We start from the raw sequence: 16,388 nt of genomic DNA on the forward strand, positions 1-16,388 counted from the left end.
CTTAAAGTAAAAGATCTGCGTTGATCTCTGTATATTGGTCGCAGGCTTCAATTAATGAATTTGCGGTCAGTAAAGGTACAGAGACAACCTGAGTTTCAACTTGATATAATTGACGAATACGTAAAAGTAATAAATCAAAGTCTCCATCACCAGATAATAAAACAATTTTATCCACTTTGGCCGCTGTTTCCATAATATCTATGGCAATACCCACATCCCAATCACCTTTTGCCGAACCGTCAGCGCGTTGAATATAGGGTTTTAATTTAACGTTAAAACCTATGCTTTTAAGGGCCTTTTGAAACTTATGTTGTCCATCATCGCCTTTATGTATCGCGTAGGCATTTGCAAGCACTATATCCCCTTGGCACACCATATTTTGCCAAAATGCCCGGTAATTAAATTGTTTCTGGTAGGCTTCTTTACAGGTGTAGTAGATGTTTTGCACATCGGCAAAAATAGCGATTTTGGTCATATTTTTAAGGTTATTTAAGCAAGCTGGAGGCAGTTTACACAGCTTGCTTAGATAAATACAGCATCTTAACTTTTATATTTTATCGAACATCCGTACGGTCGCGTCAGGGGATTTTTTACTGCTTGGTTTTGTAATAACAGGCTCATGCTCTCATCCAGGTAATTAGTGGCTTTAGCAATGTCTGCTGGGTTTGCTGATTTGATACTGTCGATGCCCCCAGCATACTTTAAATTACCTTGTTTATCTATTATGTAGATATGAGGTGTGGTTTTAGCGCTATACTGTTTGCCAACTGTGCCATCAGGGTCAAATAACACATGGCTGGGGTAGGCATTTCTTTGTTTCGTCAGTTGGTTTGCTTTTTCAGCGCTCACATGGCCTTGTTTGCCTTTTGCGGACGAAATAATAGTGAGCCAAACTACGTCTTTTTGGTGGTATTTTTTTTGCAGTCCTTGCATATTCCCGCTGTCATAATGTTTTTGCACATAAGGACAGCCGTGATTCGTCCATTCTAAAATAACATATTGGCCGCGGTAGTCTTTTAAAGAAACCGTTTTACCGTAACTATCGGTTAATTCGAATTCGGGCGCGGGGGCGTCTATTTTAATAGCAGCCGTTAGGTTAAAACTGAATACCAGTAATAAAAATAAACTAAAACAGGGTTTAAGTTTCATTATTTATCTCCTTTTGAGCTTGGTTGAGGGCGTTTACTACTTGTTTAGAGGTTAATAATTGGGGCAGTATTTGCTCACGTTTGTTACCTATATAGAGCACGTATAAAGGTACGCCAGCACGATTGTATTCTGTTAAAAATTTAAAGATATGCTCATCCTTATTTGTCCAATCACCCACCATATAATGTACGTTTTCGACTTTAATGGCGTTTTTAAATGCCTCTGTATTAAAGGCGGTCTGTTCGTTTACTTTGCAGGTGATACACCAATCGGCAGTCATATTTACCAATATTATTTGATTATCTTGACGCAGTTTGGCGAGTGTTTTTGCGTCATAATCGATACTGGTTAAAGTGTTTTGTGATGCCCGCTCAAAATCTTTGGGCTCTGGCGGAAAAATAACTGTGGGTAGCGTTAAACTCGTTAATAAAGTGAGGCAGGCAAAGCCTCTAATCCAAAATGATTTAAAGCCAAATAACCAAATAGCAAAAGCAAATAATAATAAACTAGACAATAATACTAAAAGGTTAAAATGACTGGATTGATTTAAATAGATCCATACTAACCAGATGACGGTTGCCAACATAGGAAAAGCTAAAAAGTGTTTAAATTTGATCATCCAAGCGCCCGGTTTAGGTAACAGACGCCGACAAACAGGTAACCAGCTCATTAGGGTGAGTGGCAGGGCAAAGCCGATCGCCAACGAACTAAATAATAAAAAAGTGACTAGAGCAGGGCTGATAAGTGCGATACCTATAGATGCGGCCATAAACGGAGCTGTGCAGGGAGAGGCGACCACAACGGCTAACACACCTGTGAAAAACTGGCTTTTAAAACCGTTTCCTTGTGTTAATTGTTGCCCTATACCGGAAAACCGATCGTTTATTTTAAATTGGTCTAATAATGCAAGTGCGATGGATAAAAATAAAAAAGCCATCACGGCTATAAACACAGGCGATTGCATTTGAAAACCCCAACCGATACTTTGCCCAGTTTCTTTCAACAAGATTAATAACAAAGCCAATAGATTAAAGCTGACCAAAACACCTATCGCATATGCTAACTTTGACCAAACTGAGCGCATATTTGTTTGCAAGCTGAGCGCTTTAATTGCTAATACCGGCAATACGCATGGCATTAAGTTTAAAACTAGGCCGCCGACAAAAGCCATCAGCATAAGCACTGCTAGATTATTATCTTTTTGTGTATTGTTAGATTGAGGGGTGCTCGAATTTATACTGTCTGGTGTATTCAGCTGGCTATTAACATAATAACCCTGGCGACCGTCCGTCACTAAAAACTGGATTGGTGCCTTGTTTGGGTTGAAAAAAGCAGATTTCATCAATTGAAACGAGGTTTGATTGTTATCTAAAACCACCTTTTGTTGAGAGCGACTATGTTCAATAATACTGTCGTTCGTGGGATAGAGTCGCCAGCTTGATGGATAAGGTAATTGCATTTGCACTATGATATGGCGGTCGGTAATTTCGTGTTGCGCGGTAAGTTGTTTAGCTTGGGGTAGCCGCATCCGAGTGTTTGCAAATAACTTTGCATGTTCGCTGGCGCTTGCTTTTGTTTGTATTGGTAGGGTTAAAGCGAGTGATGCCCAGCCGGGAATGCAATCTTCTTTACACACCAGCCAAGACAAATCCAGCGCCACTGTTAATTTTTCGGGTCTGTGTGCTTTGGCAGTGTCGCTAAATTCGATCGGGACCATTAATAAAGTATCGCCTTCGTAGCCATAATTGACCAGATGCGCCACTTTAATTGCTTGTGGCAAAGGCCATTCTATTTCGCCATAAGTTAAATGTGAGTTTGGCTGCCAGTTAAATTTTGGTGCTTCACCAGAGTCGCCGGGGTTTTTCCAGTAGGTATGCCAGCCTTTTTCCGGTTGTAAAAGAACGGCAATCCAGTTTGTTTGATGTGGGATTAAGGCATCCAGTTCACTGACTAGTGAAACACTTATATGGGGCCCAGCTGCTGAATTTTTTTGTTCTGCGGCCTGGCTGCTGAATTGAAATAAAAAAGTAAACAACAAAAAGCTAAATAAGCGCATCTAAAACCCTTCTAACGAGCATTTTATAGTCGCTTACGCTATCACTTTTTAGTCTAAAATTGTACATAAAAAAGCCAGATTAAAGGTTAATCTGGCTTTCATTTAGGCTCATTTAACGGGAATAAGCTGAGCAGTCTTTGTTATAACTTGTCAATAAGGGTCATTGGGTTTGATTTTAATGATCTCAGCATAATCAACAATTTTGTTTTCAGCCCGCCATTCGTCGATCATTTTACTGAGTTTTTTGACTAATTCAGGTTTTTTATCGGCTAGGTTTCTAGTTTCGCCCGGATCTTTTTGTAGATCATATAATTCAATTGCAATACCGGGTTTCGCTAATGTTTGTAAATACCAACCTGGCTCAATTAATAACTTCCAGCGGCCTTGATAAATCACACTTTGTTGCCCTTTATCGTTAAAATAAATGGCCTCGGGTGGCGCCATCTTTTCGCCTTTTAACGAGGCTAATACACTGCGACCATCTGGTTTTCGCGGAGTTTGGCCTCTAAAAGTTTCAGGAAACTTGGTATCTGATATTTCTAAAAAGGTCGGTAACATATCTCCCACCCAAACTATATCTCGGTTGATTGTGCCCGCTTTGATTACACCTGGCCAAGTCGCGATAGCATGTGCACGTGCGCCCCCCTCCCAAAGTAGTGCTTTAACGCCGTTATAAGGCGTATTCATTAAATCGCCAATGTGAGCCGCAGCGCCATTATCTGACATATAGACTATGAGTGTATTTTCATATTCGCCGGTTTCTTTTAATGTTTTGACAAGCTTGCCAACATTTTCATCCAGCTTTTCCATCATAGCGGCGTGCAAGGCAGCTTTTAAACGATAATCTTCAACTTTCTTTTTGTCGGATTGGCGCCAATTATAGTTATTGTTTCTATGTGCTGCGTCTGCTGGAAACAGGTTTTGCTCAACTAAACCTTGATGACGGTCGTCGGCAATTTTTTGCAAGTTTTGATAGCGCTTTAAATATTTATCAACTAAAGGCTGTGGTGCTTGCAATGGCTTGTGCGGCGCTCGGTAAGCCACATACATAAAAAACGGATCTGGCTTTTGGCTGGCCGTTTGCACCATCTCGAGTGCACGATCTGTCATACCATCTGTGGCATAAAAAGCTTTGCCTTCTTTGCCGTCACAGGCGCTATAGTGTTTTTTCGCAAATGGGGTGCCAGCATAACAGTTCATTTTATATGAATACTTGTATTCTAACTTGGCTTTTTGATTGCCTTCCCAATATTCATGTTTATCTTCTGGGCGATAAAAAAGGTTACCCTGTGCACCATGAAAAACAAACGTGTGTTGGAATCCTCGTTGCGGCGGCAGGGCAAGATAATCAGCCTCTTTTTCGGCTTGCGTTAACTGCATTTGCGGTGGGTGAGTTTTTTTCCAGTGAGATTCCATTGCTGGATTATCTTTAATATAACTTCCACCTAGGTGCCATTTACCCACCATCATGGTTTGATAGCCATTGCCGGCTAATAATTCAGAAATTAATGGTTGATTATATGGCAATCTGGCTCTATGGGCTTCAAATGGTAATTCACGTACCCAATCCCCAACAACGCCGCCACCAAAACCTACATGGGCTGCGTCAACGCCAGTTAATAATGAAGCGCGAGTTGGGCTACAGCGCGCATTACTATAAAAGGCACTAAATTTCATGCCATCTGCGGCTAACGCATCTAAGTTTGGCGTATCAATTTCGCCGCCAAAACTGCCTAAATCGGTGAAACCTGCGTCATCTGACAAAATAACAACAATGTTAGGGCGAGTAGCCTGCGCTATCGCGCCGCTTGCAAACAGAGTTAAGGCTGCGGCTAATAGTGATTTTTTAATAGACTTCATCTATGTATTCATGCTCATCAACAAGGAAATTTGTTTACTATAGCGGATAAATTATTAGCTGTCATTATTGTTAACAATAAAATATATTCAATTTTAATTAGTCACTTAACCTGCCTAGAAACGACGCCCCCATTTGCCCTTACTGCTTTGTTTTGCCTGTTCAGAGTTAAGATCAATAATGAGCTTGTAAAATATCTTTTGGTTTTGTTTCTTAAATGTTGTCAATCAGGATTTATTGATGTAAGTTTTATGTGTGTTGTTAACAGTTTCATGTTTATTTTAAGTGGACAATCGGCTCATCATTAAAGAGGACGTTATGAAAACACAGTATCGCTTTAACCCAATTCAGCTTGCTTTAGTAACAACATTAGCCAGCTCTGCTTTTGTTGCATCAGCGGCACAAGCAGAGGGAAATATTGAAACTATTCAAGTATCTGGCATCCGAGGTTCATTAAATAAATCCGCTGCGATCAAACGAGATTCGGTTGGTGTGGTTGATGCAATCTCGGCTGAAGATATAGGTAAATTTCCGGATACCAACTTAGCTGAATCCTTGCAAAGGATCACCGGGGTTGCAATTGATCGCACGAATAACGAAGGTAATCAAGTGACCGTCCGCGGTTTAGGGCCAAATTTTAATCTAGTTACACTCAATGATCGCCAGATGCCAAATTCCTCGGCATTGCAAAGTCGCGGTATCAGCCGTAGTTTTAACTTTAGAGAGATAGCGGCAGAAACAGTCTCTGAAGTGCAGGTGATGAAAAGCAGCCAAGCAAATTTGGACTCTGGTGGCATAGGTGCAACGATTAATATTCGCACAGCACGTCCATTTGATCGACCGGGTTTTAGAGCGCACGCCAGCGCTAAAGCCATTGTTGATACCAGTGTCGATAAAGGGGATTCGGTAACGCCAGAACTCTCTGGCATGGTCAGCAATACTTTTATGGACGATACGGTCGGTGTGTTATTGTCTGTGTCTCATTCGGCGCGTGATAGCCATGTTGATCGCACAGGGACTTCAGGTGACTGGGCAAGACTGACCAGTGATGACGCTGATAATATAGATACGTCAAATACTAATACGTCTACCAATCCCACTAATGAGATTTGGTCGGTTGAAACTATTGATTATGAAAAAATAGATTACGAACGTGAGCGCCAAAACGCACAGTTGGTGGTTCAATGGGCGCCGCATGATTCTGTGGTTGCAACTCTTGACTACACTTTATCGCGTTTAGATGAAAAAGGTAAACAAAACCGAATGAGCTATTGGTTTGACGGTTTTGATGATGGCGCAACCGATGAAAACGGCACCTTAGTGACAGCGAGCCGAGACAATGATGAACTTAACTTTTGGGCGTGGGAATATGCCTTTGAAACCGAAAATGATTCTTTGGGTATTAACGTAGAATGGCAAGCCACTGACCAATTAAAGTTATTTTTAGATGCCCACGACTCTACTTCGCATGCAAATCCAGGTGCACTGCCGGCAGAGCGTATCGCTAACTTAAAAAATCCGTTTAGCGATGCATATCCAGTGACCATAAACGCTGATTTTACCGGTGACTTGCCATTGGCTTCATACAATGATTTTAATTTAAATGGTGGGGCGTTTGATCAAGACAATATTATTGCCGACTTATATCAAGAACGGGGTTATGAAGTTGAAAATAACATCAAACAACTTAAATTGGGGGGTGTGTTAGAGCTTTATCAAGGTTCGTTCGATCAAAAACTAAGTTTTGGCGTTAGCAGTACTGAATATAAAGTGGATGTTCTGAATATTTATAATCGTAATTTTGCGTTAGGTAATACCATGGATATTTCTGCCCTAAATTTATCCTTTGAAAGTGGCGGCGCAGGATTTGAATCTTTACCAAGATATAGTGCCGCACAATTCATCGATTTAGTCAGCGAGCAAAATCTACGCAATGTTGAAGAAGTATCAGAAAATGGTATTGAAGAAATTACTGATGCGGTTTATATCAAATACGATCTTAGTGGTGAAATTGACGGCATGAGCTTTAATGCGAATGCGGGCCTACGCTATGAGCAAACCGATGTAAAAGCCTACTCTGTATTACAACCTGTGATAGGTTTACATTGGATCACAGAAATTGGTATTGATCAAATTAAAGCTGAAACTACGGCTAGCTACGAAGCGAGCGATTATGATTATTTATTGCCAAGTTTAAGTTTTTCGTTAGATTTAAACGATGACATGGTGGTCCGCGCGGCATACAGTAAAACCATAGCGCGCAGTAATATTAGTGCTATGTTCCCCAATACCAACCTAGTTACACGAGTAGATACTTTTACCGCCTCTATTGGCAACCCGGGGTTGTCACCGTATGAAGCTGATAACTATGATCTTTCGTATGAATGGTACTATGATGATACAAGTTATTTATCGGTCAGTTATTTTCTTAAAAACGTAGATAATTATATTGCGACAGGGACGACGGACAGAACTCTATCGGGTCCTGTGAGTGAATTTAATAACAATGGCGTTTACACAGATCCGAGTGCGGCAAATCGTGCAGACTGTACGAAAGGTGATGTTCGTAATAATGCGTGTAAATCAAGACCAACAGATCCTGAAATTATCTGGCGTGTCACCACCAGTGAAAACATTAATGCAACCACAGTGGATGGCATTGAATTTAATGTACAGCATATTTTTGGCGATACAGGTTTTGGCGGCATAGCTAACTATACTTATGTCAGCACCAGTGACGAATACGATATTTACAGTTTAGAAAACAAGTTTGCGATTAATGGCTTAAGTGATACAGCAAATTTAGTTGCCTTTTATGAAGATGAAGTGTTTGAAGCACGTATTGCATATAACTGGCGAGATAAATTTTTATTAAGCAGTGGTGTCGAACCTAAATTTACCGAAGCTTATTCACAAATTGATATTTCTGGCAGCTATCAAATAAACGATATGCTCTCGGTATTTGTAGAAGGTATCAATGTAACCAACGAAGAAACTCGCCGCCATGGTCGTTTTGCAAATCAGTTAATTGATTTTGAAGAGTATGGCGCGCGTTACAATTTTGGCGTAAGAGCTAAATTTTAACTAACCTAAGCGCTTAACCTTTTGTTAAGCGCTTACTTTGATAGGCCGCTCATGAATAAAGTTATCCGCTCTGTTGTTATTCTTGGTGGGGGCACCGCGGGCTGGTTAACAGCCGGAATTTTAGCGGCTAAACTCAAGCAGGAAAAAAAGTCAGGTTATAAAATTACCTTAATAGAGTCGCCCGATATAAAAACAGTTGGTGTGGGCGAAGGTACTTGGCCAACCATGCGTAAAACCTTAGCCAGCATGGGAATTAACGAAAGTGATTTTATTCAAGAGTGCCAAGTGTCTTTTAAACAAGGTGCCAAGTTCTCCCGCTGGGTCACTGGTTTAGACGATGATCATTATTATCATCCATTGATGTTACCGCAAGGGAATGAGCAATTTGCCATTGCAAAACATTGGTTAGCTGGTGACCGTAACCTGAGTTTTGCTCATGCGGTTTGCCCGCAAGCAAAAGCCTGTGATCTAAACTTAGCGCCAAAGCGCATTGTTGATGCTGAATATCGTGGGCCGCTAAATTATGCATACCATTTAGATGCCGGTGCTTTTGTTTCTTTTTTAAAAAAACATTGCTGTCAAAATTTACAGGTAAACTATGTGTCGGCTACTGTGACCTCAGTACAGTCTGACGTAGAGGGTGATATAACCGGTTTGATGACAGATACTCAAGGGCTTGTCAGCGGCGATCTATTTATTGATTGCAGTGGCTTTAATAGCCGCCTGTTAGCTCAACATTATCAAATCCCTTTTGTTAGCCAAGCTGATGTATTATTTGCCGATACTGCATTGGCTGTGCATGTGCCCTACGCAGATGCAAATACTGGCATAGCATCAATGACATTATCTACGGCCCAGTCAGCGGGGTGGATTTGGGATATAGGTTTACCATCACGGCGCGGCGTTGGACATGTGTTTTCTTCAAATTATATTAGTCAGCAAGTGGCTGAGGATGAGCTGGCGCAATATATAAAAAATTCAGGTGGTCAATTAAAGGACGCACAATTTAAAAAGATAGCGATAAACTGTGGGCATCGACAAACGTTTTGGCACAAAAACTCTGTGGCTATTGGTTTGGCTGCTGGCTTTTTTGAGCCGTTAGAAGCTTCGGCGCTGTTATTAATAGAAATATCTGCACAATCTATTGCACAAAATTTTCCAACCAATAGAGCCGCAATGTCGCTGGTGGCTAAGCAGTATAACCGTATGAGTCACTATCGTTGGGCGCGCATTTTAGATTTTTTAAAATTACATTATTTATTAAATCAGCGCCAAGACAGTCAATTTTGGATTGATAATAGGGCGGCTGAATCCATCCCAGAAAGCCTGCAAGAAAAACTGGCGCTTTGGCAATACCAAGTGCCATCAGACGATGATTTTGAACAAGCCGTTGAAGTGTTTCCTGCGGCTAGTTATTTATACATACTCTATGGTATGGGCTTCAATACCCAGCCAGATCCGCTTGGCATTTCATCGGGCGGTCAAAGATTAGCCGAACATTATTTTAGCAAAAATCAGCAGCAATTTGAGCATTTGGCCAAAAGCTTGACTCAACATAAAACACTGCTTGATAAAATCCAACAATATGGCCTACAAAAAATATAGGGGAGAAGAGGTGTCTAACATTGTTTTATTGGATAAACAAAAACATCGCCAGCTAAAAATTAAAACAGGCCATGGCAAAGCTTTTGGTGAAAATATTCACTTTGTGCCCGTGGTTGCACAAGAGTTAAGTGAATTGGCTAAAGAATATCCGGTTTGTTTTTTAAAAGATGATCAGAGCGGTCAGTTTGGTTTATTTGCTTTGTTAGGGTTTGAAGCGGGCCAAAACTGTTTTTTGCAAAACGGTCAATGGCAGAGCCGATATCTACCACTGCATTTTCAACGGCAACCTTTTTTATTGCCGGCTGACAAGCAACAAGTTTATATTGATCTGGCGAGTGCAAAAATTTGTTCGGATGAAGAAGAGGGCGTTTTGTTGTTCGGTGATGACGGTGAGCCAAGCGATTATTTAAAGCAGACAGTCTCACAACTTAAGCTATTAGCCGAGGGACGAGTGCAAACCAATAAGATGATTAAAGAGTTGCTCGCGCTTGATTTAATTGAAGCGGCGCAAGTTAACTTTATTGATAATACAGGCGCAGTAAAACAATATGAAGGTATTTATCGACTCAGTGAAGATCGTTTGCAAGCCCTTGATGTTGCCGACCGAGAGTCCCTTTTTAAAAAAGGATATCTCGAAGCCTTTTATTTATTAAAACAATCGCTGACAAACCTCAATCAATTATGCTGAGCATATAGATTAACAAATAGCGGGCCTGCAATTTTTATCAAGTGTTATTGCTTAATGTACTGCTTAATTTGATTTAACATAAAACTCAGAGTTATCAGCCGTTAAGCTTGCAGCCCCTTGCTGGTGTTTATTGATCCATGCTGCGTTAATGCGCTCAAGACCACTAAACCAATCGAACAAATGTATATGTACTTTATTTAATGCATCTAAGTTGTCACAGCTAAAATGATAGCTGGCAATGATCTCACTGTGGGACTCTTCGCCGCCTTGATGTGAATGTCCATTATGCGCGGTTTCATCTTCATCATGCCGGTGGTGATGGTGATCATTTTTGTTATCCTGATGCTCGTGCTCGTGCTCGTGCTCGTGTTCGTGCTCGTGTTCATGTTCGTCTTTATGTGGCTGAGTAGCATGAGGCTCATCGTGAGCATGACCTGCATTTGAATTTGCCATAACCGCCGATAGATCAAGCGAATAATCATCTAATTGACAGTTGGCGTTTGGTAATTCTAACCATTGGCTGCTGGTTAATCTTGTTTTTATTTGGTTAACCTTGTTAATTTCTGTTTGGCTACGCGCTTTATGCTCAAAACCTAACAGGTTATAGGCGGGTGATCTAAATTGGACAGAAAGTTGATTATTTTCAGCTGCAAGCATTAGCTCGGCTTGGCCGTGAACATGCGCACCGAGTGACGCTGCCTGAGCCAAATTGATACCAGTCACAGTCAACACTGAGGTGGTTAACAATAATTTACAAAAATTCATTGATTTAAATCCTGTTAATGCCTTTAAGCGAGTGGGTTTATTGTTCGTCATAGCGCTGATAAGAATCTAACTGCAATTGATACGCGGATGTGCCCATATCACTTTGTACAAGCTTTGTGCTTAATACACCAGATACCCAAATTGGGTCATAAAAATTGCTTATAGTCAGCCCCTTAGCGTATTCAACAAAAATCACTTGGTTAGGCGGCGGTGGCGGTACATGGATACAGGCACCAAAAAAGGGCACTAATAAAAACTGAGTCACCATCTGTTGCTCGTTATATGCAAGCGGGACCACAAAACCGGGTAAGCGTATTGCTTGGCCATCCATTTTTTCAATGACTCGAGTGGAGGTCAAGGCTTGCTGATATCTATCGTCTGACTCTGAAGCGCTATTATTGTTTAAACTGCCATCAATTTGATCAGCTTCGCTTCCATCTTCTATTTCTGATAAATAAGCAGGTGGGTTCATTAAGGCGTCGAGATCATCTTTTGGCATGAGATCTGTCCATTCTAATTCTTTATACTCAAGCTCGGTTTGTGGTTGCGCCTGGGCTGAGGTTTTGTTAATGAGAGGGTCATCGGGCTGGGATGGCTGGTTTTCATTACATGCCATTAATTGACCAGATAGCATGATAAACGAGAGCCCTTTTAATAAATGCATCTTCATACAAATGTTTGGTTACAAATTTGATTCAAAATATTGGTGTAATGTTATATCATTTTATGTGGCTTGTAAGTATAAAATTGAGAGATAAATGGCAATTCATTTAAAAAACTTAAGCTTTAGTTACCCTGAACAACCACAACAAAAGGTTATAGATATTGAACACTGGTCGCTCGCACAAGGAGAGCAAGTATTTTTGCAAGGTCCATCAGGCTGCGGTAAATCAACTTTATTGAGCTTGATCGGTGGCTTACTGGTGGCCGATGCTGGCGAAATCAATGTTTTAGGGACAGACTTAACGGCTTTGAGTGCGCGTGAAAGAGATGCTTTTCGTGCCCAGAATATCGGTTTTGTGTTTCAGCAATTTAATCTTATTCCGTATTTAAGTGCTGTTGATAACGTGCGCTTGGCATTGAGTTTTGCGTCCCAACAAAAAGGTAATGACCCTTTGTTTTATATTAATGAACTTTTTGATCAGCTCGCGATTAGTCAAGAAGATAGGCATAAAGCCACTCGCTTACTCAGTGTCGGTCAGCAACAAAGAGTCGCCATTGTCCGCGCACTTTGTAACAAACCAAAACTGCTGATTGCCGATGAACCAACGTCTGCGTTAGACCAAAAAAATCGCGACGCGTTTTTATCCATTCTAAAAGCGTTAACGACTGAACAAAAAACCAGTTTATTATTTGTCAGTCATGATCTGAGCCTTGCCAAAACATTTGAGCGAACCGAGCAGTTGGCGTTAATCAATCAAATAAGTGGACAAAATTAATGTTGCTAAAATTAGCGTTAGAGAGTTTAAAAGATCGTAAGTCCTCGGTTGTTTTGGCTGTGATTGCAATGACGATAAGCATTTTTGTTTTGCTGGCGGTTGAGCATGTAAGGTCCCAGACTAAAAAAAATTTTTATAGTACCGTCTCGGGTGTTGATTTGATTGTTGGCGCGCGTACTGGCCAAATAAACTTATTATTGTATTCTGTTTTTCGTTTAGGACAGCCGACAAATAACATACGTTGGCAAAGCTTTCAGCAAATAACACAAGATGATAGGGTTAATTGGGCAATTCCAATTTCGCTCGGTGATTCGCATAAAGGTTATCCGGTATTAGGAACGGATAATCGGTATTTTGAGCACTTTAAATACGCACAGCAGCAAGCACTCAAGCTAGTTAAAGGTCATCAATTCACCTCAGTGTTTGATGTTGTGATTGGCGCCAATGTGGCGACAAAATTAGGCTATCAGCTCGGTGATAAAATTACGCTTTCGCATGGCATGTCATCGACAAGCTTTAGTCAACATGACGATTTACCTTTTACAGTAACCGGCATATTAGCACCGACTGGGACTGCGGTTGATCAAACTTTACATGTGCAATTAACCGCGTTAGAAGCTATCCACAAAGGCTGGCACGGTGGGGTGAAGATGGCAAACGTAAAGTTAACGCAGACCCAGTTAAATGGGTTAAAAGTAAATAATATTACTGCCTTTATGTTAGGTCTAAACTCTAAAATGTCGACCTTTCAAGTGCAGCGTGCCGTGAATGATTTTGCGCAAGAACCATTAACAGCGATACTACCCGGGGTCGCTTTAAGTCAATTATGGCAAATGATGAGGGGGTTAGAGCGCGCTTTGGTCATGGTGACAGCCTTGGTATTTATTGCAGCGAGTTTTGGCGTAAGTGCTATGTTGTTGGCTTCAATTCGAGAACGTCAAAAAGAAATACAGCTATTGCGTGTAATAGGTGCACCGGCAATCAAGATTATTTTGTTAATTCTTATCGAAGCGACAGTGATCACCTTAATCAGTATCGGTTTAGCGCTGTTCGTTTTGTTTATTTGTTTAAATTTATTGCAAAGCTATTTAATGGTTGAGTTTGCATTGCATGTGCACAGCAACCTGATCACTGCAAACAATTTATATTTGTTGCTCGGTGTCCTTCTGACTGCTTTGTTCATAGCTTTTATCCCGGCGATAAGTGGCTATCAGCAGACCAAAAAGGCTTGGTAACAACGCCTTTTTGCATTAACAGTCAAAATTTATTCGGCAAGTTTTTTGATATATTTTATCGAAAATTGTGTGATAAAGGCTTTTTTTGCCAGAGCTTGTTTTAAGCCCCAGATAACCTTGGCATCAAATAACTGGTCTGCGCCTTTTTCAAGCTCGGCCAATGCAAACTCGTCACCCAAGGCTGAGCGATAGGGGCGGCGATGAGAAATCGCCTGGTATACATCAGCGACACAGACAATACGCACGGGCAAGCTGATTTGCTCACCAATCAGAGCATAAGGGTAGCCACTTCCGTCTAACCTTTCATGATGCTGGCTAATGATATCTGTGATAACTTCAGGTAGCCGCAACATGTGGGCGATTACTCGGCCATGGTTAGCATGTTGTTTAACCGTATAAAACTCTTCGTCAGTGAGTTTAGTTCGTTTATTTAAAAGGGTGTTTGGCACATTCAGCTTGCCTAAATCATGGAGCAGGGCGCCGCACCAAATATTAAATATGTCGTCATTTGGGAGCTTTAGAACATCGGCGATAGCAGCTGCGTGTTGGGCGACGCTTAATTGATGCTGATAAGTATAAAGATCTTTACTTTTTATTAAGTTCGCTAAATTTAATACTTGATCCAAGACCGAGCTGGCTTGCGGCTGGGTCGGCTGGTGATCAGGGGGTAGATTGTGTGTAGCGTTAAACATCCGAACAACTATTTTTCTCGAATTGAAGTGCGTAATTTAGCAAAACACCGTGTTTATTTAAATGCAAAAAACAGTGAAGGTTGCGCTAGATCAATCAAAACCATTGATTATTTTGGTTAATGATTTTTTTGATCGCAAATCGGGCAGGCATTAGGGTTTCTGAGTTGTCTGTTTGGTACATTAAATAAACTGGGTAAGAGAATTCGGCAGCATCGGGGACTATTCTGAGTTCCTGTTTGTTTAGGTGTTTATGGATCACTCGAGTTCTAAAATATCCTTGTCCACCATATTCTAACAAATACTGGAGTGCAGCCGGACCAAAATCGAAATAAAGCGCTGTTTTCACATAGCTTGGGTGTGCTGCTCGAAATTGTTCGGCAAAAACAGTGCCCCAATCGACATAGATATATTGTGAGCTGACTGGGTTTTCAATTAACACTAATTTTTCGTCTAAAATGTGTTCAACCATATGTTGGCCCCCGTAGATCGGCTGATGGGTCAGAGCGATGTCGATAAACCCGTTGCGTATATCTTGATTAATTTGCTCGGCTGAAAGCACTTGCGAAACGATCACAAGATTAGGTTCTTTTGCCCTTATTGCGGCAATCCATTCAGCCAAAACCGGATTCCACAAGCTTTGCTCACATGCAAGACGAATGATTTTTTGGTCGTTTTTAAGCAATGGAATTTCTCGTTGGCTGGTTTGCCACAATTGCAATATTTGTCGAGCGTAAGGTAAAAAACGTTGCCCATTGTCGGTTAAAGTCACGCCTTTTTTATTTCGTATCAGCAAGGTGCATTTAAGTTTATGCTCCAAGTTTTTTATACGCGCCGTTACCGCGGTTTGCGAAATATGCAGTTTTTCGGCGGCGGCGATAAAACTGCCGGATTCAACAACGGCAATAAAGGTATTGGCTAAATCTGTATCCATTAGTATTAAAATTTTTGATTTTAAAATTCATTATTATTCATTATTTTAATTATACCCAAAAAGGTACAATTTGCACTCTTTTGGTGAGATGGGTTTAATTAAGTGAAACAGTTCCGACAGTTTTTAGGTATCGAGTCGCATAATTTACCGGTTAAAGAGATTTTAGTCGCAGTAGTTAGTGGCGGCCTAGCGATTTTAATATTATACCTAGCAGGTAGTTTCTGGGCTGAGCAATTTAATAACTATAAAAATTGTTTTGTATTGCTTCCAATTGGTGCAACTGCGGTATTGGTTTTTGCGGTCCCGCACGGTGCTTTATCACAACCGTGGAATGTGATCGCGGGAAATTTTATAAGTGCTTTAGTTGGAATTGCCTCGGCTCAAATCTTTAAAGACGAAGCCTTAGCTGCCGCGGTTGCCTTGGCGATTGCTATTTTATTGATGCAAGTTTTTCATTGTATTCACCCCCCTGGCGGCGCGACCGCGTTAACGGCCGTGCTCGGCGGAAGCCATATTGAACAGCTTGGTTATGCGTATGCGTTTTTTCCAGTGTTAACGAGCGCTTTGATGATTGTTGTATTGGCGGTTGCGCTTAATTATCCCTTTAGCTGGCGTCGTTATCCAATTCATTTATTGTATATTCATCGTAAAAAAGTTCAAAAAAATGCCGCCGAAATTACCGCTAACGATATGTTGTTGGCAGTTGAAGCACATGGTTCTTATTTGGATATCGGCGAAGAAACCTGGCAAGAATTGTTAGAGATTGCGAAACAAATAAAAGACCAAGCCGATTGATTTGATCTTAATAAGCGCTTGTTTGGTAACTAATTATAACAAAAGTATTAACTTTTTAAGTCATTGTTTAGTGAATAACACAGTTTATTAG

General features: G+C 40.9%; 14 protein-coding genes. 6 read left to right on the forward strand and 8 right to left on the reverse strand.

The genetic code is table 11. The features are described from left to right. Position 1 precedes the first annotated feature (1 nt). The 4 genes from C727_RS0115180 to C727_RS0115195 all read right to left on the reverse strand — a co-directional run bounded on the left by C727_RS0115180 (position 2) and on the right by C727_RS0115195 (position 5,065). The gene (locus C727_RS0115180; RefSeq protein WP_017446506.1) at positions 2-475 is read right to left on the reverse strand and encodes a LabA-like NYN domain-containing protein; all 474 of its coding nucleotides are present in this window, start codon (positions 473-475) and stop codon (positions 2-4) included. Between the two features lie 65 nt (positions 476-540). Next, positions 541-1,149, reverse strand: a complete 609-nt coding sequence (locus C727_RS0115185; RefSeq protein WP_017446507.1) for a redoxin domain-containing protein — start codon at positions 1,147-1,149, stop codon at positions 541-543. Then, a complete protein-coding gene (locus tag C727_RS0115190) occupies positions 1,139-3,205 on the reverse strand; it encodes a protein-disulfide reductase DsbD family protein (protein ID WP_017446508.1) in 2,067 nt (688 codons plus the stop codon). The genes C727_RS0115185 and C727_RS0115190 overlap by 11 nt, the downstream gene beginning before the upstream one ends. Before the next feature lie 150 nt (positions 3,206-3,355). Further along, a complete protein-coding gene (locus C727_RS0115195; protein WP_017446509.1) occupies positions 3,356-5,065 on the reverse strand; it encodes a sulfatase-like hydrolase/transferase in 1,710 nt (569 codons plus the stop codon). A gap of 316 nt (positions 5,066-5,381) precedes the next feature. On the opposite strand from C727_RS0115195, the gene C727_RS0115200 reads away from it, so the two are divergent. The 3 genes from C727_RS0115200 to C727_RS0115210 are packed head-to-tail and all read left to right on the forward strand — an operon-like array spanning position 5,382 to position 10,440. Continuing rightward, positions 5,382-8,147, forward strand: a complete 2,766-nt coding sequence (locus tag C727_RS0115200; RefSeq protein ID WP_017446510.1) for a TonB-dependent receptor — start codon at positions 5,382-5,384, stop codon at positions 8,145-8,147. Between the two features lie 51 nt (positions 8,148-8,198). Continuing rightward, on the forward strand, positions 8,199-9,752 hold the full coding sequence (locus C727_RS0115205) for a tryptophan halogenase family protein (RefSeq protein WP_017446511.1): 1,554 nt from the start codon (positions 8,199-8,201) through the stop codon (positions 9,750-9,752). Between the two features lie 10 nt (positions 9,753-9,762). Beyond that, on the forward strand, positions 9,763-10,440 hold the full coding sequence (locus C727_RS0115210; RefSeq protein WP_017446512.1) for a SapC family protein: 678 nt from the start codon (positions 9,763-9,765) through the stop codon (positions 10,438-10,440). Positions 10,441-10,503: 63 nt separating this feature from the next. Here the strand turns inward: C727_RS0115210 and C727_RS0115215 are convergent, their stop codons facing one another. Continuing rightward, entirely contained in the window at positions 10,504-11,205 is a 702-nt protein-coding gene (locus tag C727_RS0115215; protein WP_017446513.1) for a ZrgA family zinc uptake protein, read from the reverse strand. A 37-nt stretch (positions 11,206-11,242) separates the two neighbouring features. Then, positions 11,243-11,875 carry a DUF3299 domain-containing protein gene (locus tag C727_RS0115220; RefSeq protein WP_017446514.1) on the reverse strand — a complete coding sequence of 211 codons (633 nt, stop codon included), beginning with the start codon at positions 11,873-11,875 and terminating at the stop codon, positions 11,243-11,245. An 88-nt stretch (positions 11,876-11,963) separates the two neighbouring features. On the opposite strand from C727_RS0115220, the gene C727_RS0115225 reads away from it, so the two are divergent. Next, positions 11,964-12,644 carry an ABC transporter ATP-binding protein gene (locus C727_RS0115225; RefSeq protein ID WP_017446515.1) on the forward strand — a complete coding sequence of 227 codons (681 nt, stop codon included), beginning with the start codon at positions 11,964-11,966 and terminating at the stop codon, positions 12,642-12,644. Next, positions 12,644-13,879 (forward strand): ABC transporter permease, encoded by a 1,236-nt coding sequence (locus C727_RS0115230; protein ID WP_017446516.1) that lies wholly within the window; start codon positions 12,644-12,646, stop codon positions 13,877-13,879. Before C727_RS0115225 ends, C727_RS0115230 begins: the two co-directional genes overlap by 1 nt. Before the next feature lie 29 nt (positions 13,880-13,908). Here the strand turns inward: C727_RS0115230 and C727_RS18675 are convergent, their stop codons facing one another. Both C727_RS18675 and C727_RS0115245 read right to left on the reverse strand, forming a co-directional pair. Next, on the reverse strand, positions 13,909-14,571 hold the full coding sequence (locus tag C727_RS18675; protein WP_017446517.1) for an HD-GYP domain-containing protein: 663 nt from the start codon (positions 14,569-14,571) through the stop codon (positions 13,909-13,911). Between the two features lie 94 nt (positions 14,572-14,665). Further along, on the reverse strand, positions 14,666-15,502 hold the full coding sequence (locus C727_RS0115245) for a LysR family transcriptional regulator (protein ID WP_017446518.1): 837 nt from the start codon (positions 15,500-15,502) through the stop codon (positions 14,666-14,668). 102 nt (positions 15,503-15,604) lie between these two features. Here C727_RS0115245 and C727_RS18680 point away from each other — a divergent pair, with 102 nt between their 5' ends. Beyond that, complete coding sequence (locus C727_RS18680) at positions 15,605-16,297, forward strand: HPP family protein (protein WP_017446519.1); 693 nt, start codon at positions 15,605-15,607, stop codon at positions 16,295-16,297. Positions 16,298-16,388 lie beyond the last annotated feature (91 nt).

Source organism: Gayadomonas joobiniege G7, from assembly GCF_000300815.1.
Lineage (GTDB): Bacteria > Pseudomonadota > Gammaproteobacteria > Enterobacterales > Alteromonadaceae > Catenovulum > Catenovulum joobiniege.

Excerpts from the sequence above, each read along its gene's own strand:
- C727_RS0115180 (WP_017446506.1), bottom strand. The coding sequence starts at position 475 with ATGACCAAAATCGCTATTTTTGCCGATGTGCAAAACATCTACTACACC.
- C727_RS0115185 (WP_017446507.1), bottom strand. The coding sequence starts at position 1,149 with ATGAAACTTAAACCCTGTTTTAGTTTATTTTTATTACTGGTATTCAGT.
- C727_RS0115190 (WP_017446508.1), bottom strand. The coding sequence starts at position 3,205 with ATGCGCTTATTTAGCTTTTTGTTGTTTACTTTTTTATTTCAATTCAGC.
- C727_RS0115195 (WP_017446509.1), bottom strand. The coding sequence starts at position 5,065 with ATGAAGTCTATTAAAAAATCACTATTAGCCGCAGCCTTAACTCTGTTT.
- C727_RS0115200 (WP_017446510.1), top strand. The coding sequence starts at position 5,382 with ATGAAAACACAGTATCGCTTTAACCCAATTCAGCTTGCTTTAGTAACA.
- C727_RS0115205 (WP_017446511.1), top strand. The coding sequence starts at position 8,199 with ATGAATAAAGTTATCCGCTCTGTTGTTATTCTTGGTGGGGGCACCGCG.
- C727_RS0115215 (WP_017446513.1), bottom strand. The coding sequence starts at position 11,205 with ATGAATTTTTGTAAATTATTGTTAACCACCTCAGTGTTGACTGTGACT.
- C727_RS0115220 (WP_017446514.1), bottom strand. The coding sequence starts at position 11,875 with ATGAAGATGCATTTATTAAAAGGGCTCTCGTTTATCATGCTATCTGGT.
- C727_RS0115225 (WP_017446515.1), top strand. The coding sequence starts at position 11,964 with ATGGCAATTCATTTAAAAAACTTAAGCTTTAGTTACCCTGAACAACCA.
- C727_RS0115230 (WP_017446516.1), top strand. The coding sequence starts at position 12,644 with ATGTTGCTAAAATTAGCGTTAGAGAGTTTAAAAGATCGTAAGTCCTCG.
- C727_RS18675 (WP_017446517.1), bottom strand. The coding sequence starts at position 14,571 with ATGTTTAACGCTACACACAATCTACCCCCTGATCACCAGCCGACCCAG.
- C727_RS0115245 (WP_017446518.1), bottom strand. The coding sequence starts at position 15,502 with ATGGATACAGATTTAGCCAATACCTTTATTGCCGTTGTTGAATCCGGC.